General features: G+C 66.8%; 28 protein-coding genes, 3 tRNA genes and 1 pseudogene. 25 read left to right on the forward strand and 7 right to left on the reverse strand.

What is annotated here, in order from left to right; genetic code table 11:
* Positions 1-10: 10 nt before the first annotated feature.
* Genes tssC through tssA form a run of 3 tightly spaced genes read right to left on the reverse strand, consistent with a single transcriptional unit; the run spans position 11 to position 3,151 of the window.
* Entirely contained in the window at positions 11-1,504 is a 1,494-nt protein-coding gene (gene tssC / locus AC57B8_RS12590; RefSeq protein ID WP_062482199.1) for a type VI secretion system contractile sheath large subunit, read from the reverse strand.
* Between the two features lie 53 nt (positions 1,505-1,557).
* Positions 1,558-2,070 (reverse strand): type VI secretion system contractile sheath small subunit, encoded by a 513-nt coding sequence (gene tssB / locus AC57B8_RS12595; RefSeq protein WP_062482197.1) that lies wholly within the window; start codon positions 2,068-2,070, stop codon positions 1,558-1,560.
* A gap of 49 nt (positions 2,071-2,119) precedes the next feature.
* Positions 2,120-3,151 (reverse strand): type VI secretion system protein TssA, encoded by a 1,032-nt coding sequence (tssA, locus tag AC57B8_RS12600; RefSeq protein ID WP_496479781.1) that lies wholly within the window; start codon positions 3,149-3,151, stop codon positions 2,120-2,122.
* Between the two features lie 71 nt (positions 3,152-3,222).
* Between tssA and tssJ the strand changes: the two genes are divergently transcribed.
* Positions 3,223-3,738, forward strand: coding sequence for a type VI secretion system lipoprotein TssJ (tssJ, locus tag AC57B8_RS12605; protein ID WP_492732269.1), 516 nt, complete (start codon positions 3,223-3,225; stop codon positions 3,736-3,738).
* Positions 3,739-3,761: 23 nt separating this feature from the next.
* Here tssJ and AC57B8_RS12610 read toward each other — a convergent pair whose 3' ends face one another.
* Positions 3,762-4,877, reverse strand: coding sequence for a type VI secretion system protein (locus AC57B8_RS12610; protein WP_496479782.1), 1,116 nt, complete (start codon positions 4,875-4,877; stop codon positions 3,762-3,764).
* A 17-nt stretch (positions 4,878-4,894) separates the two neighbouring features.
* Positions 4,895-6,220 (reverse strand): DotU family type IV/VI secretion system protein, encoded by a 1,326-nt coding sequence (locus AC57B8_RS12615; protein ID WP_496479783.1) that lies wholly within the window; start codon positions 6,218-6,220, stop codon positions 4,895-4,897.
* A gap of 253 nt (positions 6,221-6,473) precedes the next feature.
* On the opposite strand from AC57B8_RS12615, the gene AC57B8_RS12620 reads away from it, so the two are divergent.
* Positions 6,474-7,178 (forward strand): response regulator transcription factor, encoded by a 705-nt coding sequence (locus AC57B8_RS12620; protein ID WP_062479285.1) that lies wholly within the window; start codon positions 6,474-6,476, stop codon positions 7,176-7,178.
* A 13-nt stretch (positions 7,179-7,191) separates the two neighbouring features.
* Here the strand turns inward: AC57B8_RS12620 and AC57B8_RS12625 are convergent, their stop codons facing one another.
* Complete coding sequence (locus tag AC57B8_RS12625; RefSeq protein ID WP_496479784.1) at positions 7,192-8,424, reverse strand: NUDIX hydrolase; 1,233 nt, start codon at positions 8,422-8,424, stop codon at positions 7,192-7,194.
* A 78-nt stretch (positions 8,425-8,502) separates the two neighbouring features.
* Here AC57B8_RS12625 and AC57B8_RS12630 point away from each other — a divergent pair, with 78 nt between their 5' ends.
* A complete protein-coding gene (locus tag AC57B8_RS12630) occupies positions 8,503-9,180 on the forward strand; it encodes a phosphoglycolate phosphatase (protein ID WP_496479785.1) in 678 nt (225 codons plus the stop codon).
* 15 nt (positions 9,181-9,195) lie between these two features.
* Here AC57B8_RS12630 and AC57B8_RS12635 read toward each other — a convergent pair whose 3' ends face one another.
* Positions 9,196-9,801: a chalcone isomerase family protein gene (locus tag AC57B8_RS12635; RefSeq protein WP_095743420.1), complete on the reverse strand. Its 606-nt coding sequence runs from the start codon at positions 9,799-9,801 to the stop codon at positions 9,196-9,198.
* A 334-nt stretch (positions 9,802-10,135) separates the two neighbouring features.
* On the opposite strand from AC57B8_RS12635, the gene trpE reads away from it, so the two are divergent.
* From trpE to rplV, 22 genes and pseudogenes are all read left to right on the forward strand, one after another.
* On the forward strand, positions 10,136-11,638 hold the full coding sequence (gene trpE, locus AC57B8_RS12640) for an anthranilate synthase component I (protein ID WP_056584602.1): 1,503 nt from the start codon (positions 10,136-10,138) through the stop codon (positions 11,636-11,638).
* Complete coding sequence (locus tag AC57B8_RS12645; protein ID WP_056514741.1) at positions 11,635-12,027, forward strand: GxxExxY protein; 393 nt, start codon at positions 11,635-11,637, stop codon at positions 12,025-12,027. The genes trpE and AC57B8_RS12645 overlap by 4 nt, the downstream gene beginning before the upstream one ends.
* Positions 12,024-12,608 (forward strand): aminodeoxychorismate/anthranilate synthase component II, encoded by a 585-nt coding sequence (locus AC57B8_RS12650; RefSeq protein ID WP_070063896.1) that lies wholly within the window; start codon positions 12,024-12,026, stop codon positions 12,606-12,608. Before AC57B8_RS12645 ends, AC57B8_RS12650 begins: the two co-directional genes overlap by 4 nt.
* A gap of 6 nt (positions 12,609-12,614) precedes the next feature.
* Complete coding sequence (gene ltaE / locus AC57B8_RS12655) at positions 12,615-13,673, forward strand: low-specificity L-threonine aldolase (RefSeq protein WP_496479786.1); 1,059 nt, start codon at positions 12,615-12,617, stop codon at positions 13,671-13,673.
* A 35-nt stretch (positions 13,674-13,708) separates the two neighbouring features.
* Positions 13,709-14,731 carry an anthranilate phosphoribosyltransferase gene (gene trpD, locus AC57B8_RS12660; RefSeq protein WP_496479787.1) on the forward strand — a complete coding sequence of 341 codons (1,023 nt, stop codon included), beginning with the start codon at positions 13,709-13,711 and terminating at the stop codon, positions 14,729-14,731.
* Between the two features lie 37 nt (positions 14,732-14,768).
* The gene (trpC, locus tag AC57B8_RS12665) at positions 14,769-15,569 is read left to right on the forward strand and encodes an indole-3-glycerol phosphate synthase TrpC (RefSeq protein ID WP_390346911.1); all 801 of its coding nucleotides are present in this window, start codon (positions 14,769-14,771) and stop codon (positions 15,567-15,569) included.
* Entirely contained in the window at positions 15,566-16,288 is a 723-nt protein-coding gene (locus AC57B8_RS12670; RefSeq protein ID WP_095950912.1) for a uracil-DNA glycosylase, read from the forward strand. Before trpC ends, AC57B8_RS12670 begins: the two co-directional genes overlap by 4 nt.
* Before the next feature lie 94 nt (positions 16,289-16,382).
* Positions 16,383-16,468 (forward strand) — tRNA-Tyr (locus AC57B8_RS12675).
* Between the two features lie 65 nt (positions 16,469-16,533).
* Positions 16,534-16,607: transfer RNA gene (locus tag AC57B8_RS12680), tRNA-Gly, on the forward strand.
* Positions 16,608-16,649: 42 nt separating this feature from the next.
* Positions 16,650-16,724 (forward strand) — tRNA-Thr (locus AC57B8_RS12685).
* Positions 16,725-16,797: 73 nt separating this feature from the next.
* Positions 16,798-17,034 (forward strand): GTP-binding protein, encoded by a 237-nt coding sequence (locus AC57B8_RS12690; RefSeq protein ID WP_496479788.1) that lies wholly within the window; start codon positions 16,798-16,800, stop codon positions 17,032-17,034.
* Positions 17,021-18,112: pseudogene (gene tuf / locus AC57B8_RS12695) on the forward strand (elongation factor Tu); the annotation flags it as partial. The gene AC57B8_RS12690 and the pseudogene tuf, both read left to right, overlap by 14 nt.
* 9 nt (positions 18,113-18,121) lie before the next feature.
* Positions 18,122-18,436, forward strand: coding sequence for an EF-Tu C-terminal domain-related protein (locus tag AC57B8_RS12700; protein WP_496479862.1), 315 nt, complete (start codon positions 18,122-18,124; stop codon positions 18,434-18,436).
* A 21-nt stretch (positions 18,437-18,457) separates the two neighbouring features.
* Positions 18,458-18,772 (forward strand): 30S ribosomal protein S10, encoded by a 315-nt coding sequence (gene rpsJ, locus AC57B8_RS12705; protein WP_007838118.1) that lies wholly within the window; start codon positions 18,458-18,460, stop codon positions 18,770-18,772.
* 151 nt (positions 18,773-18,923) lie between these two features.
* Positions 18,924-20,504 carry a hypothetical protein gene (locus AC57B8_RS12710; protein WP_496479789.1) on the forward strand — a complete coding sequence of 527 codons (1,581 nt, stop codon included), beginning with the start codon at positions 18,924-18,926 and terminating at the stop codon, positions 20,502-20,504.
* Positions 20,505-20,520: 16 nt separating this feature from the next.
* Positions 20,521-21,075 (forward strand): hypothetical protein, encoded by a 555-nt coding sequence (locus AC57B8_RS12715; RefSeq protein ID WP_369645457.1) that lies wholly within the window; start codon positions 20,521-20,523, stop codon positions 21,073-21,075.
* 236 nt (positions 21,076-21,311) lie between these two features.
* Positions 21,312-21,992 (forward strand): 50S ribosomal protein L3, encoded by a 681-nt coding sequence (rplC, locus tag AC57B8_RS12720; RefSeq protein ID WP_062478866.1) that lies wholly within the window; start codon positions 21,312-21,314, stop codon positions 21,990-21,992.
* The gene (rplD, locus tag AC57B8_RS12725; protein WP_062478869.1) at positions 21,992-22,612 is read left to right on the forward strand and encodes a 50S ribosomal protein L4; all 621 of its coding nucleotides are present in this window, start codon (positions 21,992-21,994) and stop codon (positions 22,610-22,612) included. The genes rplC and rplD overlap by 1 nt, the downstream gene beginning before the upstream one ends.
* Positions 22,609-22,944, forward strand: coding sequence for a 50S ribosomal protein L23 (rplW, locus tag AC57B8_RS12730; RefSeq protein WP_056576559.1), 336 nt, complete (start codon positions 22,609-22,611; stop codon positions 22,942-22,944). Before rplD ends, rplW begins: the two co-directional genes overlap by 4 nt.
* 2 nt (positions 22,945-22,946) lie before the next feature.
* Entirely contained in the window at positions 22,947-23,771 is an 825-nt protein-coding gene (rplB, locus tag AC57B8_RS12735) for a 50S ribosomal protein L2 (protein WP_056576555.1), read from the forward strand.
* Positions 23,772-23,781: 10 nt separating this feature from the next.
* On the forward strand, positions 23,782-24,060 hold the full coding sequence (gene rpsS / locus AC57B8_RS12740) for a 30S ribosomal protein S19 (RefSeq protein ID WP_062478874.1): 279 nt from the start codon (positions 23,782-23,784) through the stop codon (positions 24,058-24,060).
* A 9-nt stretch (positions 24,061-24,069) separates the two neighbouring features.
* A complete protein-coding gene (gene rplV, locus AC57B8_RS12745) occupies positions 24,070-24,402 on the forward strand; it encodes a 50S ribosomal protein L22 (RefSeq protein WP_007838134.1) in 333 nt (110 codons plus the stop codon).
* Positions 24,403-24,412: the final 10 nt, after the last annotated feature.

Here is a 24,412-nt window from a genome sequence, read left to right on the forward strand (position 1 = left end):
CAGATTTTTTTCAACCGGCTCCCTTGGCCGTCGGCAGCTTGGACACCAGCCGCAGCGAGACCGTGAGGCCTTCGAGCTGGTAGTGCGGGCGCAGGAAGAACTTGGACGTGTAGTAGCCCGGGTTGCCCTCGACTTCCTCCACGATCACCTCGGCGGCGGCCAGCGGCTTCTGGGCCTTGGTGGTTTCCGAGGAGTTGGCGGGGTCGCCGTCCACGTAGTTCATGATCCATTTGTTGAGCCAGCGCTGCATGTCCTCGCGCTCCTTGAAGCTGCCGACCTTGTCGCGCACGATGCACTTCAGGTAGTGCGCAAAGCGGTTGCAGGCAAAGAGATAGGGCAGGCGCGCCGCCAGGTTGGCGTTGGCCGTGGCGTCGGGGTCGTCGTACTCGGCCGGCTTGTTCAGCGACTGGGCGCCGATGAAGGCCGCGAAGTCGGAGTTCTTGCGGTGGATCATCGACAGCAGGCCGGCTTTCGAGAGCTCGGCTTCGCGCCGGTCGCTGATGGCGATCTCGGTGGGGCACTTCTGGTCCACGCCGCCGTCGTCGCTGGGGAAGGTGTGCAGCGGCAGGTTTTCTACCGCGCCGCCCGACTCGATGCCGCGGATGCGCGAACCCCAGCCGTACAGCTTGTACGAGCGGTTGATGTTGGTCGCCATCGCATACGCGGCGTTGGCCCAGGCGTACTTGCTGTGGTCGGCGCCGGCGGTGTCTTCCTCGAAGTCGAACTCTTCCACCGGGTTGGTGTTGGCGCCGTAGGGCGTGCGCGCCAGGAAGCGCGGCATGCACATGCCCAGGTACTTGGAGTCGTCCGACTCGCGCAGCGAGCGCCAGCCGGCGTACTCGGGCGTGGAGAAGATCTTGGTCAGGTCGCGCGGGTTGGCCAGCTCCTGCCACGACTCCATCTGCATGAGGTTGGGGCTCGCGCCGGTGATGAAGGGCGCGTGGGCCGAGGCAGCGATCTTGGCCATCTCGCCGAGCATCTCGACGTCGGGCGGGCTCTGGTCGAAGTGGTAGTCGCCCACCAGCGCGCCGAAGGGCTCGCCGCCGAACTGGCCGTACTCTTCCTCGTAGATCTTCTTGAACATCGGGCTCTGGTCCCAGGCCGCGCCCTTGAACTTCTTGAGGTTCTTGGCCAGCTCCTGCTTGGAGATGTCCATCACCCGGATCTTCAGGTTCTCGTCGGTCTCGGTGTTGTTCACCATGTAGTGCAGGCCGCGCCACGCACTCTCGAGCTTCTGGTAGTCGGGGTGGTGGATGATCTTGTTCACCTGGTCGGTGAGCTTGGCGTCGATCGCGGCGATCATGGCCTGGATCGACTTGGTCACGTCCTTGCCGATGACGGTGCTGTTGCTCAGCGCCTGCTGCGCCAGCGTGAGCACGGCGGCTTCGACGGCGCTCTTGGCTTCGTCGCTGCGCGGCTTGAATTCTTTCTGCAGCAGCGACGAAAAGTCGCTTCCCGCGTACGCAACGTCTTTCAGTGCGCTCTGCTCGAGTGCGTCGGCCATGATGGTTTCTCCTCGTGTACCGGTGTGTGTCTGTCAGGAATCGGGGATGAGGCTCAGGCGGCGGCTTCGCCGTCCCCGGGCTTCTTGCTGGCGGCCAGCGTCTGCAGCAGGGCCGGGTCTTCGAGCACCTTGGCCAGCAGGTCTTCGGCGCCGCCCTTGCCGTCCATGTAGGTCACGAGGTTCGACAGCTGCGTGCGCGCTTCGAGCAGCTTGTTCAGCGCGCCCACCTTGCGGGCCACGGCCGCGGGCGAGAAGTCGTCCATGCTGTCGAAGGTGAGCTCGACCTTCAGGTCGCCCTCGCCGGTGAGCGAGTTCTCCACCGCGAAGGCGGCGCGCGGCTTCATGGCCTTCATGCGGGCGTCGAAGTTGTCGACGTCGAACTCGAGGAACTTGCGGTCGACCACGGGCGCGAGCGGGTCGGCGGGCTTGCCCGACAGGTCGGCCAGCACGCCCATCACGAAGGGCAGCTGGATCTTTTTCTCGGCGCCGTAGAGCTCCACGTCGTATTCGATCTGGACCCGGGGCGCGCGGTTGCGTGCGATGAATTTCTGACTGCTCTTGGCCATGGCGATGCTCCTTGCGGGAATGAAAGGGGACGGGTGGAAACGGCGGCGGTCATTCGGACTGGCGTTTGCCCGTCACGGTCTCGATGGTGTCCATCGCGTTGGGCGCGAGGTTGGCCATGATGTCCAGGAAGCTCACGCCGATGAGCTTCTTGGCGCGTTCGATCAGGAGCGGCGCGGGGTTGCCGGGCTCGGCCTGTTCGAGGTAGCGGATGACGCGGTCGAGCATCTGCACCGCGTCCTGGCGGTTCTGGATCTCGCCGCGCGGCGCGGCCGGGCGGGCTGCGTTGCCGGCCGGGGCGTCGCTGTCGGCGGTTGCACCCTCGTCGGTAGATGCTTCCGGTGCGCCGGCGGCCGCCGTGCAGGCCTTGGCGACCGCGCGCGACACGGTGCGCAGCGTGCCCAGGTCCACCGCATCGGTGCGGCCGGTGCGCTCGCCCAGCAGCTTCTGCAGGCGATCGAGCAGCGCGGGCAGGCCGATGGCGGCCTGCAGCTGTTCGGGGTGCGCGGCGTGCAGGGCCTCGAGCCCGCCATGCACCTGCGCGGGCGAATACGACGCTTCGCCGCCGACGGCATTGAGCACGCCGTGCGCAATGGCGATGTCGCGCACGCGGATCGGGCCCACGCCCGGCGCGTTGCCCACCGAGGCGTCGTACAGGTCGCGCGGCACCATGCTGTCGTCGCTCAAGGGCGCGAGCGCGTTCAGGCGCATCGTGGGGTCGTTGTCGTCGTCCGCATCCAGCTTTGGATGTATGCCGTCCCAGAAGGTGTCGAGCAGCGAGGTGAGCAATTGCAGGCCCGCCGTGAAGCCGGCCACGCCCTGCAGGCGCGTCGCGGCGCGCAGCAGCAGCACGGCGGCGCGCACGTCCTTGCTGCGGCGCAGCTGCGCATCGGCGCGCTCGGCCACGTCGCGCCAGTCGGGTTCGACGGCGGGGATCACGGTGTCGCCGAACTGCTGCTCGGCCTTGCCCTGCGCCGCAGTCGTGAGGGCCATGAAGTCCGCGTCGTACTCCAGGTCGTCCCCGCAAGGCGAGGCCTCGCCGATGGGCGTGAGCAGTGCGTCGACGAGTTGGGGAGTCAGCATGTTGCCTGTTCGAGTTCGCTGGTGATAATCAAAGATGCGTCAGGACCGGTCAATGCAACGAAGGGAATAGCATGCGCACGCTGGGTACACACCATTCGTCCTATGAGGGCCTCCTTGCTGTCGCATCGCGACGCCGTATCGCAGCCCTTGGCCTTGCTGCAGCGGGTCTTCTGATGGCGGGCTGCGCGAGCAAACCGGTGGTCACGCCGGTGTCGATCACGCTCACGGCCGGCGCCGATGCCAACCCCGACGCGCGCGGCCGCGCCTCGCCGCTCACGGTGCGCGTCTACGCGCTCAAGACGCCGGGGCCCTTCGAAGGCGCCGACTTCTTCTCGCTGTTCGAGAAAGACCAGGCCACGCTCGGCGCCGAACTGGTGCAGCGCGAAGAAATGCTGCTGCGCCCCGGCGAGAGCAAGAAGCTCGACCTCACGCTGCCGGCCGATGCCAAGGCGATCGGCGTGATGGCCGCGTTCCGCGACCTCGACCGCGCGCGCTGGCGCGAGGTGCGCGCGGTCACCCCGGGCCAGGCGCAGGTGCTCAACGTGACCTTCGGCGCGCGCCAGATCCGCGTGGACGCCGCCAAGTAGCACCGGCCGCACAGGGGCGGCCCTCAGTGCAGCTGCGCCGGCACCGTGGGCGCAAAGCGCCCCGGCCGCACCAGCGGCTGGTCCGCCGGCAGGAAGCGGCCGAACAGGTCGTTCACGAACGCGGCGCCCGTGCCGTTCTCCGACGCCGTCGCCGTGAGGTACAGCCCGCGCCAGCGCGGCGCGCGCACCCCTTTGCCGTGCCCCTCGAACAGCCCCTGCGCCACCTGCCGCAAGGCCGGCTGCAAGGTGCGCACGCTCTCCACGAAGCCATGCAGCGCGAGCCGCCCCGCGGGACCCGGCTGCTCGCGCAGCAGGGCCATGCGCAGGCCGTGCAGCTGCGCCACGAGCGGATCGAACAGCGCATCGAGCCGGTCGGCGGCGCGCGCTGCGTGCGCCGCGAACGGGTGCTCCACGCGGTGGCCGAGCGCTTGCGCGAGCACCTCGGGCGGCAGCGCGGCGCGCAGCGTGGCGTAGCCCTTCAGGCCTTCGAGGCCCGTCACGACGAGGTAGACCGGCAGCTGCAGGCGCAGCGTGTCGCTGGCTTCGTCGAGCAGGCGGCGCATGTTCGCGGTGGCGCGCTTGCGCAGGGCCGGGTCGCCGTACAGCAGGTCGCCGGCCGCCACGCACACCACCACGCCGTGCAGCGGCAGGCGTTCGCGTCGCTCGGCAAGCGCCAGCAGCGACTGCAGCCAGAGCCCGCGCGCGGGCGCCGTGCCGGCCTGGTCGCCGATGGCGTCGGGATGCAGCTCGATGGCCGTCAGCGCGCCGGTGGTCCACCAGCGCCACCAGGGCGTGCCGGGTGTCTCGTTCGGCGGCGGCGCCACGCACTCGGCGCGGGCGGCCGAGAGCAGCCCCGGCAGCCCGGTGGCCGGACCGCCGATGAAGAGGAACCACGGCGCCGTCGCGCGCGTGCGCGGCGCCTGCCGCAGCGAGGTGCGCGCCTGCGCCATGGCCTCCTTCAGCGCATCGACGGCGGCGTGGTCGGCGGGCGCGCCGAGAGCGTCGACGCGCCGCAGCAGGCCTCGTCGCCGCGCGCCGCGGCCGGCGTCGCGCACGGCGGCGTACAGCAGCGCCAGGCCGGCGAGGCAGACCGCGAGCAGCGGCCAGAAGAGGTGCACGGGTGACAGCGTGTCGAACATGGTGGGGAAGGGCGAGGTCAGCGCGCCACGGTTTCGAGGGAGATGAAGTCGGCGATCAGCCGCTCGCTGTTCCTGCTGGCCGCCAGCGCCTCGCGCAGGCGCAGCAGGTAGGCCGAGGCCATCTCGTACGGCGGGCGGTCGGAGGTTTCGCTGAACGGCATCGGCGCCGACAGCACGGTGATCAGCACGTTGCCGAAGGGCGGGCTCACGAGCCAGCTCGAGGGAATGTCGGACCCGAGTTCCAGCGACTCGCCCGCGCGCAGCCGCGTCGGGGCCGGCCCGGTGTTCAGGTGCATCACGGAACCGTCGGCGGTGTAGTAGTCGACCCAGATGTAGCTCTCGTGGCGCGGCGCCACCACCTGCACGCGCACCGCGTCGCCCTCGCGCAGCCGGCCGTCGCGCGCGGACGGCGCACTCACGCTCAGCCCGTGGTTCTTCTGGCGGTTGCGAGCCTGCGAGGGCTTGAGGATGGCGAACACCTCGCAGTGCGGCCATACGCGCAGCCCGATGTCGAACTGCGGCGCGCGCACGCCGGGAATGGCCGCGACGTCCTCCGCCACTTTCAGCAGGTCGTCGCGCTGCGAGACGAAGCCGGTCACGCGCGGGCGGCCGTCGGGGTCGATCGAGGCCTCGAGGTCGGCGCAGGCGTAGCTGGCGAGTTGCCGGTCGATGCGCTGCGTGAGCGCCGTGCCGGCGGCCGGCGGCCCCACCAGCCAATGCCACAGCAGGAAGAGCGCAGGCACGAGCACGGCCAGCGCGGTGCCGGTGCGCAGCACGGTGCGGTCGCGCCGCCGCATGTCGGCCGGGCCGCGCGGGTCGGGCACGCCGTAGGGCTGCGGCGTGATGTGGTCCTGCGCGAGGCTGCCGAGTTCGAGCGGCGGCGGCTGCAGCTGCCGGCCGTGCAGGTCCTTCAGCTTGCCGAGCTCGCCTTCGTCGCCCGACTCGAAGTAGTACTGGCCCTTGAAACCGTGCGCCAGCGCGTGCCAGTAGACCTCGCGCACCGCGTGGTCCTGCGCGCCGAGGGCCGAGAGGTGGTGGAAGAACTCGCTGTGGGCGTTGTTGGAGTTGAACAGCTGCACCTGCAGCGGCGCGGCGCCGTCCACGGCGTCGGGGTGGCGCGCCAGGATTTCGTCGAGCCACGCGACCATGGCAAAGGCGGCCGACTCGATCTGCGTGGCGGTGGCGCCGGCCACGTCGGCGTCGGCGCGTGCGATGTCCAGCAGGCGCAGGGCCTCGCGCTGGGCGTCGCCGTGGGTGAGGGTGGGGCGGCCGGCCGCGATCGATGCGTCCAGGCCAAGACCGAAGGCAATGAAGGGCGAGAAGCAGTCGAGCAGGCGGGCCATGAGGGATGCCCGCTTCTCAAGCGTGCATTGCGAAGCATGCCTTGCACCGGCGTCTGCAGCGATCGCACATGCCCATGTCCCCGGTCGTTGGAGTGGGCGTTCATTTTTTCAACGGGCCCACGGGGCCGCCATACCGCTTGGGGTCTATGCCGTTGGTGGGGCGCGGCGGCCTTGCTGGACGGAGCAATCGCCGTTATCTTCGCAGTCGCAGAAGAATCCAATGCACATTGACGTTGGGACACTGGGGTATGCCATGAAAATTCTGATCGCCGACGACCACCGGCTCGTCATCGAGGCGGTCAAAGCCAAGTTGTCGGAGCTGGGAGCTGGCATCGAGTTCGTCCTGGCGCTGAGCGTCGACGAACTGCTTGCCGGCGCGACCGACGATCTCGACCTGGCCCTGATCGACCTCAACATGCCCGGCGCGGACGGGCAGGCCCACATCGACGAAATCCGGCGACGACACCCGGCCGTGCCCGTGATCGTGCTGTCGGGCTACGAAGACCCGTCCATCATGCGCAGCGCGCTCGAACGCGGCGTGCTCGGTTTCATTCCCAAGGCCTACTCGCCCGACGTCATGCTGTCGGCGGTGCGCCTGGTGCTGGCGGGCGGCGTGTACGTGCCGCCGATGATGCTCACGGCGCTGCCGCCGGGCATCGTGGCCGGCGTGTCGCCCTCGTCGGCCGCGGCGGGCGAGCCCTTTGCGCGCGGCGGTGGCGGCAACGGCGGCGGTACCCAGACGCTCGAACACCTGCGCAGCGTGCTCACCGAGCGGCAGGTCGAGGTGCTGCAGCTGCTGTCGCAAGGCAAGCCGAACAAGCTGATCGGGCGCAGCCTGGGCATCAGCGAAGGCACGGTGAAGATCCACCTGGCCGCCATCTTCCGCGCGCTCAACGTGCGCAACCGCACCGAGGCGGTGGTGGCGGCGCAGGCGCTGACGGAAGCGCAGCAGGCCTGAAGAAAGACGCGCCTCAGTCGGCGAGCGCCGATGCCGGGCGGCGCATGAAGCCGCGCGCGGGCACGATCCATTCGACGATCTGATCCGTTTCGGGCGCGGGCGTCGTTGCGTCGTCCGTGAACAGCATGCGCTCCTCGGCCAGCAGGAAGCGCTGTGCGCCCAGCACCTGGAGCGTGGCGCCGCCGAGGTCCAGGGATTGCGGCGCAGCGTCCGCCGACAACACCCACCGCACCGGCCCGGGCGCCGCCGCCCGCAGCGCAGCCTCGTGCGCCGCATCGCCGGGCACGCGGTTGATCAGGGCCCAGCCTTCGGTGCCGCCGATGAGAAAACTGTTGAGGCCGCTCTCGTGCACGACGCGCAGCACGCGTGCGGACAGCGGCGTGACCAGGCCCGCTTCGAGCGCATAGCGACCGCCGCCCTGGCCGTCGGGATCGAGGTGTCCGATCTCGTCGTAGGCGGGCTCTTCCATGTTCACCGGGCGGCGGCCCTTGGGACCGTCGGCCAGGCGCGGCATGGTCAGCGGGATGCGGCGCAGCGCGCGCGCATGGGCCATGAAGTCGTCGACGCGGGCGAAGGTGGCCAGGTGCTCGAGCACGCGCCGCGTCACGTTCAGCAGCTTGAGGCCGCGTTCGGGGCTGACCGCGTCGGCGGGCTTGAGCCATAGGTGTTCGACAGTCTCGCGGCCGTCGGGGCGCACGTCCTGGCCGGCGGGCATCGCGGCCGAGAAGAAGCGCGTGTCGAAGCGGCGCGGCATGCCGGGCGGGGTCAGCCAGTGGCTGAAGTACGCGATGCGGTCGACGGCAAGGCACCAGCCGCGCTCGGCGCACAGGGCGAGCAGGGCGTCGGTGCTGCGCTCGGCGGCGGCGCGCATCGCGTCGAGTTCGCCCGACGTGAGCGAGAGCAGCTCGACCGGCCGGCCCTGCGCATCGTTCGCGAGCAGCAGCCCGGCTTCTTCGAAGCATTCGCGGATCGCCGCTGCGTGGAAGTCGAGCCCGCCTTCGGGCAGGCCCAGCCGCGCGCTCGCGGCGGCGTCGTCCAGGCCCGCGCACAGCGGGTGCAGCAGGCGGTCGTGCGCATCGACCATGCCACCCGGGAAGACGCTGGCGCCGCTGTTCTGGTCGTTGGCCTTCTCGGCCCGGCGCAGCATCAGCACCTCGAGGCCTTCGGGGCCGTCGCGCAGGACGACGAGCGTGGCGGCGGTGCGGATGGGGCGAGGGGCGGAGGGCGGGGGCGTCGTGGGGGTCATGGGCGCCTATTTTGCGGCCGGGGGACAATGCGTGCCTCGCGCATCCACCACCCACTTCGCTCCCGGGAGCCGCCTGTTTTGGACACTCTTCGCACCGATCTCTCCCGCTTCGACGCCGCCATCGTCGACCTCGACGGCACCATGGTCGACACGCTCGGTGACTTTGCCGAGGCCCTGAACCGCATGCTGCGCGACCTCGAGTTGCCGCCCGTGGCGTCCGCCGCCATCGAGCGCATGGTGGGCAAGGGCTCGGAGCACCTGATCCTGTCGGCGCTGGCGCACGTGGGTGCACCGGCCCCGGCGGCGCTGTTCGATCGCGCGTGGGAGCGCTACCAGCACCACTACCTCGAGATCAACGGCCGGTATTCGTCCGCCTACCCCGGCGTGGTCGAGGGCCTGAAGGCGCTGCGCGCGCGCGGGCTGCGGCTGGCCTGCCTCACGAACAAGCCGACCTCCTTCGCCAAGCCGCTGCTGGCCGCGAAGGGGCTCGACGGCTTCTTCGAGCAGGTGTTCGGCGGCGATGCCTTCGAGCGCAAGAAGCCTGACCCGCTGCCGCTGCTGAAGACCTGCGAGGCGCTGGGCACGGTGCCTGCGCGCACGCTGATGGTGGGCGATTCGAGCAACGACGCGCGTGCCGCGCGCGCCGCCGGCTGCCCCGTGGTGCTCGTGACCTACGGCTACAACCACGGCGAGCCGGTGCGCGGCGTGGATGCGGACGGGTTCGTGGAATCGCTGGCCGACCTCGCGGCGGCCTGACGGGCTGACTGCCCCTTACTGCTTTCCGAGCAGCGCGTCCTTCAGCTTCCAGTCGGCCGGGTTCGGGCCGAGCCAGATGCGCATCAGCGCATTGAAGAACGCCACTTCCTTCACCGGGTCGGGCTGCGGCACGCCGCGCACCGTGATCAGCGTGCCCGTGCCGGGCACCCAGTCGATGGTGAAGGTGTCGCCGGCCTTGAGCTGCTTCTGGTCCGCGAACATCTGGCCCATGCGCAGCAGCCCGGGGATCAGGTTGACCATTTCGCTCTTGGGCGAGTTGTCTTCCACGCCCTTCACGAAGAGCTTGCCGAGCTCGTTGGCGTCGATGTCGCGCAGCATCGTGATCGCCACGCGCTTGGGCCCCGGCACGGCCAGCGCCTCTTCGGTGGTCGAGGCCTTCTTGCCCAGGTACAGGCCGGCCGTGTAGACCTTGATGATGGTCTTGTAGCGGATGCCCGCGCCATTGAGCACCAGCGGGGCGCCGCGCAGGTCCATCTGGTCGTCGAGCTTGACGCCCGCCACCTCGACCTGCGCCGCGAAGGCGCTGCCGCAGAGCGCGGCCGAGAGGACAGCGAGCGCCGCGAGGCGGGAGAACACGGCCGGGAGCAGGGGTGCGAGCAAGTGAGTCTCCTTGAATTTGCGAACGGTCGTGCGAATGTATCTTTTCGTTTTATCCCGCAGGCTCCGGGGGAACCCTGAAGCCTGCGGTTGCACAAGGCCTGGTTTTCGTGGGCTAAACTCGGCACTCCATGTTCGTTCATCACATCATTCAAACAGGTGAAGGCAGCCGGGGAGCCTGGCCCTGGCGTCGCCATACATCGCTGACTGTTTGATTGCGCGGCGCACGCCGTGCGCCCGCGGTTCCGAGCCGGCACGCATGCCGGCACCGGGCCACTCTCGTGAATGACCTTGCCACCGGCCAAAGGAGCGTCGGCAGGCAACTGGAGAACGATCCGTGATCACCGAACTTGAATTCAAGAGCCTCAGCGCCCAGGGCTACAACCGCATCCCGCTGATGGCCGAGGCCTTTGCCGACCTCGAAACGCCCCTTTCCCTCTATCTGAAACTCGCCCATTCGCAGGGCGGCGGCAAGCACAGCTTCCTGCTCGAATCGGTGGTGGGCGGCGAGCGCTTCGGGCGCTACAGCTTCATCGGCCTGCCGGCGCGCACCTTGCTGCGTGCCTCGGGCTTTGGCGACGAGGCCGTCACCGAAGTCGTGACCGACGGCCAGGTCGTCGAGACCGCCAAGGGCAATCCGCTGGACTTCGTGGCCGACTACCAGAAGCGCTTCAAGGTCGCGCTGCGGCCCGGCCTGCCACGCTTCTGTGGCGGCCTGGCCGGCTACTTCGGCTACGACACCGTGCGCCACATCGAGCGCAAGCTCGAAAAAAGCTGCCCGCCCGACGCGCTCGGTTGCCCAGACATCCTGCTGCTGCAGTGCGAAGAACTCGCGGTCATCGACAACCTGTCGGGCAAGCTCTACCTCATCGTCTACGCCGACCCGAAGCAGCCCGAGGCCTACGCCGTGGGCAAGCGCCGCCTGCGCGAGCTGAAGGACAAGCTCAAGTACTCGGTGAGCGCGCCCGTCGTGAAGCCCACGCAGGCGCATCCGCCCGAGCGCAGCTTCGCCAAGGCCGACTACCTTGCGGCCGTGGAGCGCGCCAAGGAGATGATCGCCGCCGGCGACTTCATGCAGGTGCAGGTGGGCCAGCGCATCAGCAAGCGTTACACCGAATCGCCGCTGTCGCTGTACCGCGCGCTGCGTTCGCTGAACCCGTCGCCCTACATGTACTACTACAACCTGGGCGACTTCCACGTGGTGGGCGCCTCGCCCGAGATCCTGGTGCGCCAGGAGAACACGGGCGACGGCGAGCAGAAGATCACCATCCGCCCGCTGGCCGGCACGCGCCCGCGCGGCGCGTCGATCGAGCTCGACAAGGCGGCCGAGGTGGAGCTCATCAACGACCCGAAGGAGCGCGCCGAGCACGTGATGCTGATCGACCTGGCGCGCAACGACATCGGCCGCATCGCCAAGACCGGCACTGTGAAGGTGACCGAGGCCTTCGCGGTGGAGCGCTACAGCCACGTGATGCACATCGTGAGCAACGTCGAAGGCACGCTGAAGGACGGCATGACCGCCATCGACGTGCTCAAGGCCACGTTCCCCGCCGGCACGCTGACCGGCGCGCCCAAGGTGCATGCGATGGAACTCATCGACCAGCTGGAGCCCACCAAGCGCGGCCTGTACGGCGGCGCCTGCGGCTACATCAGCTACGCGGGCGACATGGACGTGGCCATCGCGATCCGCACCGGCATCGTGAAGGACCAGATGCTGCACGTGCAGGCCGCGGCCGGCGTGGTCGCCGACTCGGTGCCCGAGCTGGAGTGGAAAGAAACAGAAGCCAAGGCGCGCGCACTGCTGCGTGCCGCCGAACTGGTCGAGGAAGGCCTGGAATGAGCAACGCACCCGATATTCAGAACGACTTCTCGCACGAGATCATCGGCGCCGCCGTCGAGGTGCAACGCGTGCTCGGCACGGGGCTCGACGAAGGGGCCTATGCCGCAGCGCTGGCCATCGAACTCGCCGAGCGCGAGATCGGCTTCACGCGCGACGTGGCGCTGTCGGCCAGCTACAAGGGCCGGTCGCTCGGCGAGGTGTACCGCGCGGGCTTCGTGATCGAGCAGTCGGTCATCGTCGAACTCAAGGCGGTCGATGTGCTGACCGACCTGCACCGCGCGCAGGTGCTGGCCGCATTGCGCCTGTCGGGCCTGAAGCTGGGCCTGCTGATCAACTTCAACGTGTTCCCCGTCGTGAAGGGCGTGCACCGGATTGTGAGCAAGCCATGAAACTGCTGATGATCGACAACTACGATTCGTTCACCTACAACATCGTCCAGTACTTCGGCGAGCTGGGGGCGGACGTGCAGGTGCACCGCAATGACGAGATCACCGTCGAGCAGATTGGCGCGCTGATCGCCTCGGGCGTGACGCGGCTGGTGGTGTCGCCGGGTCCATGTTCGCCGGCCGAGGCGGGCGTGTCGGTGGCGGCCATCGAGGCCTTCGCGGGCAAGCTGCCCATCCTGGGCGTGTGCCTGGGCCACCAGGCGATCGGCGCAGCCTTCGGCGGCAAGATCGTGCGCGCGCAGCAGCTCATGCACGGCAAGACCAGCGAGATCACGACCACGCAAGAGGGCGTGTTCGCGGGGCTGCCGCAGAAGTTCATCGTCAACCGGTACCACTCGCTTTCGATCGAGCGCGAGAGCTGCCCGAAAGAACTGGCTGTCACCGCGTGGACCGACGACGGCGAGATCATGGGTGTGCGGCACACCGGCTTTGCGCACGACGTGCGCATCGAAGGCGTGCAGTTCCATCCTGAATCGATCCTCACCGAGCACGGCCACGCCATGCTCAAGAACTTTCTGGACTGACCCACCATGACCGAACGCACTCCCATCGTCGACCTGCGCAGCGACACCGTCACGCAGCCCACGCCCGCGATGCGCGAGGCCATGGCGGCAGCGCCGCTGGGCGACGACGTCTTCGGCACCGACCCGAGCGTCAATGCGCTGCAGGAGAAGATCGCCGCGCTGCTGGGCTTCGAGGCGGCGCTGTTCGTGCCCACCGGCACGCAGAGCAACCTGTGCGCGATCCTGTCGCACTGCGGCCGCGGCGACGAGTACATCGTCGGCCAGCAGGCGCACGCCTACCGCTGGGAAGGCGGCGGCGCCGCGGTGTTCGGCAGCGTGCAGCCGCAGCCGCTGGACCACGCGCCCGACGGCACGTTGCCGCTGGCGCAGATCGAGACCGCCATCAAGCCCGACGACGCGCACTTTGCGCGCACGAAGCTGCTGGCGCTGGAGAACACGCTGGGCGGCAAGCTGCTGCCCTTCGAGTACGTGCAGGCCGCGACCGACCTGGCGAAAAGCAAGGGGCTGCAGCGGCACCTGGATGGCGCGCGGCTCTTCAATGCCGCCACCGCACAGGCCGCGCTGAACAAGCGCAGCGACATCCGCGCCGAAGCCCGCCGCATCGCGCAGTGCTTCGACAGCGTGTCGGTGTGCTTCAGCAAGGGCCTGGGCGCACCCATCGGCTCGACGCTGGTCGGTTCGCGCGAGTTCATCGCGCGCGCCCACCGCATCCGCAAGATGGCGGGCGGCGGCATGCGGCAGGCCGGCCTGCTGGCGGCCGCGGCCTCGCATGCGCTCGACCACCACATCGACCGCCTGGCCGACGACCATGCACTGGCGCAGCGCCTCGCACAGGGGCTCGAGGGCATCGAGGGTCTGAAGGTCGAGGCGCCGCACACGAACATCGTGTTCGTCGATCTCACGGGGGCGGCGCAGGCGCGTTCTTCGGAGCTGCTCGCCAGCCTCAACCAGCAGGGCATCCTTGCGACCGGGCTGTACCGCCTGCGCTTCGTGACGCACCTGGATGTCGATGCCGCGGGCGTCGACCGCGCCGTCGCGGCGATCCGCGGCTTCTTCAAGGCTTGAGGCCTGCCGATACGCACACACCGAGGAGACCCTTCATGATCACCCCCCAGGAAGCGCTGCAGCGCACCATCGAACACCGCGAAGTCTTCCACGACGAGATGCTGCACATCGTGCGGCTCATCATGAGCGGCGAGTGTTCGCCCGTGATGATGGCCGCGCTGATCACCGGCCTGCGCGTGAAGAAGGAAACCATCGGCGAGATCACCGCCGCCGCGCAGGTGATGCGCGAGGTGTCGACCAAGGTGCCCGTGGCCGACACCACGAACCTTGTCGATATCGTCGGCACCGGCGGCGACGGCTCGCACACCTTCAACATCTCGACCTGCTCGATGTTCGTGGCGGCCGCGGCCGGCGCCAAGGTGAGCAAGCATGGCGGGCGCAGCGTGTCGAGCAAGTCGGGCAGTGCCGACGTGCTGGAGTCGCTGGGCGTCAACATCAACCTCAAGCCCGAACAGATCGCGCAGTGCATCGCGCAGGTCGGCATCGGCTTCATGTTCGCGCCGAACCACCACCCCGCGATGAAGAACGTCGCGCCGGTGCGCAAGGAGCTCGGCATCAAGACGATCTTCAACATCCTCGGCCCGCTGACCAACCCGGCCGGCGCACCGAACATCCTGATGGGCGTGTTTCACCCCGACCTCGTGGGTATCCAGGTGCGTGCGCTGCAACGCCTCGGCGCCGAGCATGCGCTGGTGGTCTACGGCCGCGACGGCATGGACGAGATCTCGTTGGGCGCTGCCACCATGATCGGCGAGCTCAAGGACGGCGAGATCCGCGAGTACGAACTGCACCCCGAAGACTTCGGCTTCCAGATGGCGAGCAACCGTTCGCTGCGCGTCGAGACGCCCGAGCAGTCGAAGGCCATGCTGATCGGCGTGCTGGACAACCAGGCCGGCCCGGCGCTGGACATCGTGCTCCTCAACGCGGGCGCGGCGCTGTACGCGGCCAACGTGGTCGATTCGGTGCCGGCGGGCGTGGAGCGTGCGCGCCAGGCCATCGCATCCGGTGCGGCGAAGGCCAAGCTCACTGAGCTGGTCAAGGCCTCCACCTCCTTCTGAGAATCAGGCCGTCGTGCCACCGAAAGCAGAGCAAGCCATGTCAGACATTCTCGACAAGATCGTCGCCGTCAAACGCCAGGAAGTCGCCGCTGCACTGAAACGTGCCCCGCTCGAGGCCGTGCGCTTCGACGCCGAAAGCCGCGTGCTCACGCGCGACTTCGAAGCCGCCTTGCGCGCCAAGATTGCGGCCGGCCAGGCGGCGGTGATCGCCGAGGTCAAGAAGGCCAGCCCGAGCAAAGGCGTGCTGCGCGAAGACTTCATTCCGGCCGACATCGCGCAAAGCTATGCCGAGGGCGACGGCGTGGTGAGCGCGGCCTGCCTCTCGGTGCTGACCGACAAGCAGTTCTTCCAGGGCGGCGTCGACTACCTGAAGCAGGCGCGCGCCTCGTGCGACCTGCCGGTGCTGCGCAAGGACTTCATCGTCGACGCCTACCAGGTGTACGAGTCGCGCGCGATGGGTGCTGACGCCATCCTCCTGATCGCTGCCTGCCTCGACGACGCGCAGATGAAGGACTACGAGGCCATCGCGCGCGGGCTGGGCATGGCGGTGCTGGTCGAGGTGCACGACGCGGGCGAACTCGATCGTGCGCTGAAGCTCAAGACGCCGCTCATCGGCGTCAACAACCGCAACCTGCGCAACTTCGAGGTGTCGATCCAGGCCACCATCGATCTGCTGCCCAGGCTGCCGGCGGACCGCCTGCCGGTGACCGAATCGGGCATCGCCACGCGCGAGGACGTCGCCACGCTGCGCGCCGCGGGCGTCAACGCCTTCCTCGTCGGCGAAGCCTTCATGCGCGCCAAGGAACCCGGCGAGGCACTCGCCGCATTGTTCAAATGACGCGGCCGGACCAGCTGTCGAGCAGCGATCCTGCCGACTGGCCGGTGGCGCCGGGCTGGCAGCCACTGGTCGACGATTTCTTCGCCAGCGCGGTCGGGCAGAAGCTGCAGGGTTTCCTGCGCGAGCGCCTCGACGCCGGGGCGGTGATCTTTCCGCCGCAGCCGCTGCGAGCGCTGGAACTCACGCCGCCGGAAGACGTGCGCGTGGTGATCCTGGGCCAGGACCCGTACCACGGGCGCGGGCAGGCCGAGGGGCTGGCCTTCTCGGTGGCGTCGGGCGTGGCCCTGCCGCCGTCGCTGCGCAACATCTTCAAGGAACTCCAGCGCGATCTGGGCACGCCGCCGCCGGCGTTTCCGAACCCGGGCGGCAGTCTTGTGAAATGGGCGACGCACGGCGTGCTGCTGCTCAACACCTGTCTGACGGTCGAAGAAGCTCAGCCGGCCAGCCACGCAGGCCGCGGCTGGGAAGTGCTGACCGACGCCGTGATTCGCCATGTGGCGCAGGGCGAACGACCTGTTGTTTTTATGCTATGGGGCTCGCACGCGCAAAGTAAGCGTGCGTTGATCGACGTTGGGCGCCATAAGGTGCTGATGTCGAATCATCCCTCGCCGCTTTCTGCGCTCCGGCCGCCGGTTCCGTTCATCGGCTGCGGTCATTTTGGCCAAGCCCGTGCATGGCGTGAGGCGCAGCAGTCGGGAGGCTCCGAACTTCGCTCATAATCAGAGGCTTCACACCTCGAGCAGGTTTCCACGCTTCATCTTTTGCTGGGAAACCTGTGTAGTCACAAAATCGTGCTATATTTCGAGGTTCGCCGGAGAGGTGGCCGAGTGGTTAATGGCAGCAGACTGTAAATCTGCCCTCTTACGAGTACGCTGGTTCGAATCCAGCCCTCTCCACCAGCGATGAATTTGGTTTCTAAGAGCGATTGGATCTAGCGCTTTGGGTGCCTTGAAGTGCCCCCGATGCGGGAGTAGTTCAATGGTAGAACCCCAGCCTTCCAAGCTGATGACGCGGGTTCGATTCCCGTCTCCCGCTCCAGAGACCCGGTTCGGCGCCGGAAGCGATTTGGTTAGAACAAAAGCCCTTTTGGCTCAGTGGTAGAGCACTCCCTTGGTAAGGGAGAGGTCGCGGGTCCGATTCCCGCAAAGGGCACCAGTTTTCTGGGGTTGCAACGACAGGCTTGCGACCCATCTGCATGCGTTGAAATCGTTTTTTTCGGAGTCGAAAAATGGCAAAAGGTAAATTCACCCGCACCAAGCCGCACGTGAACGTGGGCACGATCGGTCACGTTGACCACGGCAAGACCACGCTGACGGCTGCGATCGCCACCGTGCTGTCGGCCAAGTTCGGCGGCGAAGCCAAGGCTTACGACCAGATCGACGCAGCGCCTGAAGAAAAGGCCCGCGGCATCACGNCCAACACACGGGACATGCTCTTTCAAGGATTGAAAAATGGCAAAAGGTAAATTCACCCGCACCAAGCCGCACGTGAACGTGGGCACGATCGGTCACGTTGACCACGGCAAGACCACGCTGACGGCTGCGATCGCCACCGTGCTGTCGGCCAAGTTCGGCGGCGAAGCCAAGGCTTACGACCAGATCGACGCAGCGCCTGAAGAAAAGGCCCGCGGCATCACGATCAACACCGCGCACGTCGAGTACGAAACGGCCAACCGCCACTACGCACACGTGGACTGCCCCGGCCACGCCGACTACGTGAAGAACATGATCACCGGCGCTGCCCAGATGGACGGCGCCATCCTGGTGTGCTCGGCCGCTGACGGCCCGATGCCCCAGACCCGTGAACACATCCTGCTGGCTCGCCAGGTGGGTGTGGGCTACATCATCGTGTTCCTGAACAAGTGCGACATGGTCGACGACAAGGAACTGCTCGAGCTGGTCGAAATGGAAGTTCGCGAACTCCTCGACAAGTACGAATTCCCCGGCGACGACACCCCCATCATCCACGGCTCGGCCAAGCTCGCCCTGGAAGGCGACAAGGGTGACCTGGGCGAAGGCGCCATCATGAAGCTGGCAGAAGCCCTGGACACGTACATCCCCACGCCTGAGCGCGCTGTGGACGGCACGTTCCTGATGCCCGTGGAAGACGTGTTCTCGATCTCGGGTCGCGGCACCGTGGTGACCGGCGCCGTCGAGCGCGGCGTGATCAAGGTCGGCGAAGAAATCGAAATCGTCGGTATCCGCCCCACCGTCAAGACCACCTGCACCGGCGTGGAAATGTTCCGCAAGCTGCTGGACCAAGGTCAAGCTGGCGACAACGTCGGCGTGCTGCTGCGCGGCACGAAGCGCGAAGAAGTCGAACGCGGCCAAGTGCTGTGCAAGCCCGGCTCGATCAAGCCGCACGTGCACTTCACCGCCGAGGTGTATGTCCTGTCCAAGGACGAAGGCGGCCGTCACACGCCGTTCTTCAACAACTACCGTCCGCAGTTCTACTTCCGTACGACGGACGTGACCGGCGCGATCGAGCTGCCCGCGGACAAGGAAATGGTCATGCCCGGCGNCACGAAGCGCGAAGAAGTCGAACGCGGCCAAGTGCTGTGCAAGCCCGGCTCGATCAAGCCGCACGTGCACTTCACCGCCGAGGTGTATGTCCTGTCCAAGGACGAAGGCGGCCGTCACACGCCGTTCTTCAACAACTACCGTCCGCAGTTCTACTTCCGCACGACGGACGTGACCGGCGCGATCGAGCTGCCCGCGGACAAGGAAATGGTCATGCCTGGCGACAACGTCAGCATCACCGTGAAGCTGATCAACCCGATCGCGATGGAAGAGGGCCTGCGCTTCGCCATCCGTGAAGGCGGCCGTACCGTGGGTTCGGGCGTCGTGGCCAAGATCCTCGACATCTAAGCCGGACGCAAAGGAATCACTATGGCTACCAAGCAAAAGATCCGCATCCGCCTGAAGGCATTCGACTACAAGCTGATCGACCAGTCGGCCGCTGAAATCGTGGACACCGCCAAGCGCACCGGCGCGATCGTCAAGGGCCCCGTGCCCCTGCCGACCCGCATGAAGCGTTTCGACATCCTGCGTTCGCCGCACGTCAACAAGACGTCGCGCGACCAGCTGGAAATCCGCACGCACCAGCGCCTGATGGACATCGTCGATCCCACCGACAAGACCGTGGACGCGCTGATGAAGCTCGACCTGCCGGCCGGCGTCGACGTCGAGATCAAGCTGCAGTAATTCGACCTCGCGTCGCATTCCGAGCACAGCCTGCCTGCAGAAATGCAGGCGGGCTTTTTTGTGCTTCACGTTTGTTTCTCAAGTGTGGCATCCTCGCGCACCGGCCTGCGGGACGCAGTGCGCCGGGGCTGAAACGAGGGCAGCACACGTGATGAGCCAGAAGTTCTCTTTTGCATTCGGTGCGGCGTGCATCGCGGCGGCATTGCTGGCAGGTTGCGGTGGGGGAGGTGGTGGTGGCGGAGGCGGCGGTGGGTTTCCCATCGGCCTGCCGATCGTGCTGAACCCGGTCGCCCTGAGCGGGAAAGCCACTTACGACTCGGTGCCGAACAACAGCGGGCCCCTCCTGTACGCGAACACCACGGCCAAGCCCGTGCGCGGCGCCACGGTGGAAGTGCTCGATGCCACCACATCGGCGCAGCTCGCGTTGACCACCACGGATGACGGTGGCAATTACGCGGTCTCGGTGCCGGCGAACACGAACATCACCGTGCGCGTCCGGGCCCAGCTGACCCGGACCGGTCCGGGCGCGACCTGGGATGTCACGGTGCGCGACAACACCCGCAGCGATGCGCTGTACTCGATGCAGTCGGCGAGCTTTTCTTCGGGAAGCGTGGCATTGACGCGCGACCTGCGTGCGGACAGTGGCTGGGATGGTTCGCGCTACAGCGGGACGCGGGTCGCAGCGCCGTTCGCCGTGCTCGACACGGTCTACACCTCCATGCAGAAGGTGCTGTCGGTGGCGCCGGCTTCGGCGTTTCCTGTGCTGAAGGTTTTCTGGAGTGCCGACAACGCGCCGTCCACGTCGATCAACCTCGCGACAGGGCAAATCGGCACGACCTTCTTCTTCAACAACGGAAGCAGCGGTCGGCAGATCTATGTGCTGGGCAAGGAGAACGTCGACACCGACGAGTTCGACGCACCGGTGATCGCGCATGAGTGGGGGCACTATTACCAGTCGGCGTTCAGCCGCGACGATTCGATGGGGGGCGAGCATGACGGAACGGATCGTCTCGACCGGCGGCTCGCTTTTTCCGAAGGCTGGGGCAATGCATGGTCGGGCATCGCCCTGAACCGGAGCAACTACGTGGACTCGACGGGTGCGCAGCAGGGCGACGGTGGGCGCCTGGATCTGTCCGCCGGGCCCCCGACCGGCAACCCGGGCTGGTTCCGCGAACTGTCGGTCCAGGCCATCCTGTGGAACCTCAACCGGCAAGCCGGCTTCAAGCCCATCCACGACACCTTGACTGGCTTCCAGTTCCGAAGCGGCGCGCCGGTCACGTCCATCCACGCGTTCGCCGCGGCGTTCAATGCGACGTCGCCTGGCAACGCCTCGGCGCTGAACAGCCTGTTGGCTGGGCAGGGCATCACCTCCAGCGATGCATTCGGCACGGGCGAATCGAACGACGGCGGGGTGCCAAGAGCGCTGCCGATGTACGGAGCCTTGACGGTTGGTCCGGCGCCGAGCAGTGCCTGCGTCTCCAATGCGGCGGGTACCGGCAACAAGCACGGCAGCATTGCCTACCTGCGCTTCACCGCGCCGGCGAACCGGGACTACCAGGTCACGGTCGGGGGCGCCACGCTGCCGGACTTCGACGTCTTCCGGGGCGGAGAGATCGCCCGGTCGGGTAATCGGGTCAGCCTGAGTGCGGGTGAGTACGTTCTGGCAGTGCGGGATGCCGCAATGACGAGCTCCTCTGCTTCGCCGCTGTGCCTCAGCGTGCTTGTTCAATAGGAAGGGAAGGCTCGCGATGATCCTGAACACTCGCCTCTCTTTGGCTGCCGCGTTGGCGGCGGGACTTGCACTGTCCGCGCTCCCCGTGCCCGCCCTGGCCGACGGCATGCCGCCGGCGCGCACCACTGCGAAGCTGTCGGCTGCAACCTCGAAGGATGCGGCCACCCCCTGGGTGACCGCATCGAGAAAACCCAATGACTCCGGCGTCAAGCTGCAGTACCGGCTGGGCGGTGCGCCTCAGGCCGGCAAGCCGACTGTCGTCGTTCTGCAGTTCGACGGCGTCAGCGACCCCGCGGGCGCCAGCGTGACGCTGACGGTCGATGCGGGCCTGACGCTGTCCGGCAGCGCGTCGCTGAGCCTGCCGCCGGGACAGCGCTCCGACACTTCCGTCACGGTGGTCAGCCAGGGGGAGGGTCTGGCCTACCTGAATGTGTTCATCAAGCAGGCTGGTCGGACCAGTGCCATTTCCATCCCGATCCAGACCGGCGCGGCGGCGCCCGCCATGAAGGCCAATGGCGAGATCAAGTCGCTGCCAGGCGGCGACAACATCATCTCGCTGCCCGCGAAATAGGCCCGAAAGCCAGCCGAAACGGGGCCGGAACCCCCTGAATCCGGCCCGAAAAGGGCCACTTGCGCCCCGGTTCGACTGCGGGCTATAATCTCTGGCTCTGCCCTTGTTGCGTCCGTTCGGTCGCCGTTCTGGCGGAGATTTATCAACCTTCTCTCGCAGGCCGGGAAACCAGCCAAACGCTGTCGCCAATTGAAGTGGCAGCGGCGAAGGAAGTCTTCCATTTTTGGAGAAAACAAATGAGTCTGAGCAACTCCCTCGGGTTGCTGGGCCGCAAGGTGGGGATGATGCGTCTCTTCACCGATGACGGGGACGCAGTTCCTGTCACGGTGGTGGATGTGTCCAACAACCGTGTGACCCAGATCAAGTCCCAAGAGACCGATGGCTACGTCGCCCTGCAGGTGACGTTCGGTTCGCGCAAAGCATCGCGCGTGACCAAGCCCCAAGCCGGCCACCTCGCCAAGGCAGGTGTCGAAGCTGGTGAAATCATCCAGGAATTCCGCGTCACCGCCGATACCGCAGGTCAGCACAAGGCTGGCGGCGTGATCGCGGCGAGCAGCGTGTTCTCCGTGGGCCAGAAGGTGGACGTGCAAGGCACGACCATCGGCAAGGGCTACGCCGGCACGATCAAGCGTCACAACATGAGCTCGCAGCGCGCGTCGCACGGTAACAGCCGTTCGCACAATGTGCCCGGCTCGATCGGCATGGCACAAGACCCCGGTCGCGTGTTCCCCGGCAAGCGCATGACGGGCCACCTCGGCGACGTCACCCGCACGACGCAAAACCTCGACGTGTTCCGCATCGACGAAGCACGTCAGCTGCTGCTCATCAAGGGCGCGATCCCGGGTTCGAAGGGTGGCTTCGTCACCGTGCGTCCCGCCATCAAGGCCAAGCCGCAAGCGGCTGAAGGAGCGAAGTAATGCAACTCGAACTCCTGAACGAACAAGGCCAGGCCGCGTCGAAGTACGACGCCCCCGAGACCGTGTTCGGCCGTGACTACAACGAAGACCTGGTCCACCAGATCGTCGTTGCATTCCAGGCCAACGCCCGTCAAGGCACGCGCGCCCAGAAGGACCGCGAACAGGTCAAGCACTCGACCAAGAAGCCTTTCAAGCAAAAGGGAACGGGCCGCGCCCGCGCCGGTATGACGTCCTCGCCCCTGTGGCGCGGAGGCGGCCGGATCTTCCCGAACATGCCTGACGAAAACTTCTCGCAGAAGATCAACAAGAAGATGTACCGCGCCGGCATGGCCTCCATCTTCTCGCAGCTCGCTCGCGAAGGCCGTCTGGCCGTGGTCGATTCGCTGACCGTGGATTCGCCCAAGACGAAGCCGCTGGCAGCCCGTTTCAAGGCAATGAATCTCGAGTCCGTGCTCGTGATCGCCGAAGAAGTCGACGAAAACCTGTACCTTGCCTCGCGCAATCTGGTCAACATCCTCGTGGTCGAACCCCGTTACGCCGATCCGGTGTCGCTGGTTCACTACAAGAAGGTGTTGGTCACCAAGGGTGCCGTCGACAAGCTCAAGGAGATGTTCGCATGAGCCGCGTGAACCCCACCCCTGCACAACGTAAGTTCGACGAAGGCCGTCTCATGAACGTGCTGGTCGCACCGATCGTGTCCGAAAAGGCCACGATGGTCGGCGAGAAGTCGAACGCTGTCACTTTCAAGGTGCTGCAAGACGCCACCAAGCCCGAGATCAAGGCCGCTGTTGAACTGATGTTCAAGGTCGAAGTCCAGGGCGTGTCGGTGCTCAACACCAAGGGCAAGACCAAGCGCTTTGGCAAGTCCATCGGCCGCCGCGACAACGTGCGCAAGGCTTATGTGACGCTGAAGGCCGGTCAAGAGCTCAACCTCGTCGGGGAAGGCGCTTAATCATGGCCGTCATCAAGATGAAACCCACTTCGCCGGGCCAACGCGGCGCGGTGAAGATTTCGCGTGACCACCTGCACAAGGGTGCGCCTCACGCAGCCCTGCTGGAACCCCAGTTCCAGAAGGCCGGCCGTAACAACAACGGTCACATCACGATCCGCCATCGTGGCGGTGGTGCCAAGCACCACTACCGCATTGTCGACTTCGTGCGCAACAAGGACGGCATCCCGGCCAAGGTCGAACGCATCGAGTACGACCCGAACCGCACCGCCCACATCGCTCTGGTCTGCTACGCCGACGGCGAGCGCCGCTACATCATCGCCCCGCGCGGTCTGGAAGCTGGTGCAACCCTGATGTCGGGCGCCGAAGCCCCGATCCGCGCCGGCAACACCCTGCCGATCCGCAACATCCCCGTGGGTTCGACGATCCACTGCATCGAACTGCAACCCGGCAAGGGCGCGCAGATCGCACGTTCGGCCGGTACCTCGGCCACGCTGCTGGCCCGTGAAGGCGTCTACGCCCAGGTCCGCATGCGTTCGGGCGAAGTCCGTCGCATTCACATCGAATGCCGCGCGACCATCGGTGAAGTGGCCAACGAAGAACACAGCCTGCGCCAGCTCGGCAAGGCCGGTGTGAAGCGTCACATGGGTATTCGCCCGACCGTTCGCGGCGTGGTGATGAACCCGGTCGACCACCCGCACGGTGGTGGCGAAGGCAAGACTGGCGAAGGCCGCCATCCTGTCGACCCGTGGGGCAACCTGACCAAGGGCTATCGCACCCGTAACAACAAGCGCACGCAGGTCTTCATCGTGTCGCGTCGCAAGAAGTAAGGGATAGCCAATGACTCGCTCTCTCAAAAAGGGTCCTTTCGTCGACCACCACCTCGTGGCCAAGGCCGACAAGGCCGTGACGAACAAGGACAAGAAGCCGATCAAGACCTGGTCGCGCCGCTCGATGGTTCTGCCCGAGTTCATCGGTCTGACCATCGCTGTGCACAACGGCAAGCAACACGTGCCCGTGTACATCACCGACCAGATGGTCGGCCACAAGCTCGGCGAATTTGCGCTCACGCGCACGTTCAAGGGGCACCCCGCGGACAAAAAAGTCCAGAAGAAGTAAGGAACGACCATGTCTGAAACACGTGCAGTCCTCCGCGGTGTCCGCCTGTCGGTCGACAAGGGCCGTCTGGTCGCGGACCTGATCCGCGGCAAGAAGGTCGATCAAGCGCTCAACGTTCTGCAATTCACGCAGAAGAAGGCCGCTGTGATCATCAAGAAGGTGCTCGAGTCGGCGATTGCCAACGCCGAGCACAACGACGGTGCCGACATCGACGAGCTGAAGGTCAAGACCATCTACGTCGAGCAAGGTGCAACGCTCAAGCGCTTCACGGCGCGCGCCAAGGGTCGCGGCAATCGCATCAGCAAGCCCACGTGCCATGTGTACGTGACGGTTGGCAACTAAGAAGGCCTGG

The organism is Variovorax sp. BGA-UO-ETr-C22, from assembly GCF_059567965.1.

Bases quoted from the DNA above. Each gene is read 5' to 3' on its own strand.
- tssC (WP_062482199.1), bottom strand. From the start codon at position 1,504: ATGGCCGACGCACTCGAGCAGAGCGCACTGAAAGACGTTGCGTACGCG.
- tssB (WP_062482197.1), bottom strand. From the start codon at position 2,070: ATGGCCAAGAGCAGTCAGAAATTCATCGCACGCAACCGCGCGCCCCGG.
- tssA (WP_496479781.1), bottom strand. From the start codon at position 3,151: ATGCTGACTCCCCAACTCGTCGACGCACTGCTCACGCCCATCGGCGAG.
- tssJ (WP_492732269.1), top strand. From the start codon at position 3,223: ATGCGCACGCTGGGTACACACCATTCGTCCTATGAGGGCCTCCTTGCT.
- AC57B8_RS12610 (WP_496479782.1), bottom strand. From the start codon at position 4,877: ATGTTCGACACGCTGTCACCCGTGCACCTCTTCTGGCCGCTGCTCGCG.
- AC57B8_RS12615 (WP_496479783.1), bottom strand. From the start codon at position 6,220: ATGGCCCGCCTGCTCGACTGCTTCTCGCCCTTCATTGCCTTCGGTCTT.
- AC57B8_RS12620 (WP_062479285.1), top strand. From the start codon at position 6,474: ATGAAAATTCTGATCGCCGACGACCACCGGCTCGTCATCGAGGCGGTC.
- AC57B8_RS12625 (WP_496479784.1), bottom strand. From the start codon at position 8,424: ATGACCCCCACGACGCCCCCGCCCTCCGCCCCTCGCCCCATCCGCACC.
- AC57B8_RS12645 (WP_056514741.1), top strand. From the start codon at position 11,635: ATGAGCAACGCACCCGATATTCAGAACGACTTCTCGCACGAGATCATC.
- AC57B8_RS12650 (WP_070063896.1), top strand. From the start codon at position 12,024: ATGAAACTGCTGATGATCGACAACTACGATTCGTTCACCTACAACATC.
- ltaE (WP_496479786.1), top strand. From the start codon at position 12,615: ATGACCGAACGCACTCCCATCGTCGACCTGCGCAGCGACACCGTCACG.
- trpD (WP_496479787.1), top strand. From the start codon at position 13,709: ATGATCACCCCCCAGGAAGCGCTGCAGCGCACCATCGAACACCGCGAA.
- trpC (WP_390346911.1), top strand. From the start codon at position 14,769: ATGTCAGACATTCTCGACAAGATCGTCGCCGTCAAACGCCAGGAAGTC.
- AC57B8_RS12670 (WP_095950912.1), top strand. From the start codon at position 15,566: ATGACGCGGCCGGACCAGCTGTCGAGCAGCGATCCTGCCGACTGGCCG.
- rpsJ (WP_007838118.1), top strand. From the start codon at position 18,458: ATGGCTACCAAGCAAAAGATCCGCATCCGCCTGAAGGCATTCGACTAC.
- AC57B8_RS12710 (WP_496479789.1), top strand. From the start codon at position 18,924: ATGAGCCAGAAGTTCTCTTTTGCATTCGGTGCGGCGTGCATCGCGGCG.
- AC57B8_RS12715 (WP_369645457.1), top strand. From the start codon at position 20,521: ATGATCCTGAACACTCGCCTCTCTTTGGCTGCCGCGTTGGCGGCGGGA.
- rplC (WP_062478866.1), top strand. From the start codon at position 21,312: ATGAGTCTGAGCAACTCCCTCGGGTTGCTGGGCCGCAAGGTGGGGATG.
- rplD (WP_062478869.1), top strand. From the start codon at position 21,992: ATGCAACTCGAACTCCTGAACGAACAAGGCCAGGCCGCGTCGAAGTAC.
- rplW (WP_056576559.1), top strand. From the start codon at position 22,609: ATGAGCCGCGTGAACCCCACCCCTGCACAACGTAAGTTCGACGAAGGC.
- rplB (WP_056576555.1), top strand. From the start codon at position 22,947: ATGGCCGTCATCAAGATGAAACCCACTTCGCCGGGCCAACGCGGCGCG.
- rpsS (WP_062478874.1), top strand. From the start codon at position 23,782: ATGACTCGCTCTCTCAAAAAGGGTCCTTTCGTCGACCACCACCTCGTG.
- rplV (WP_007838134.1), top strand. From the start codon at position 24,070: ATGTCTGAAACACGTGCAGTCCTCCGCGGTGTCCGCCTGTCGGTCGAC.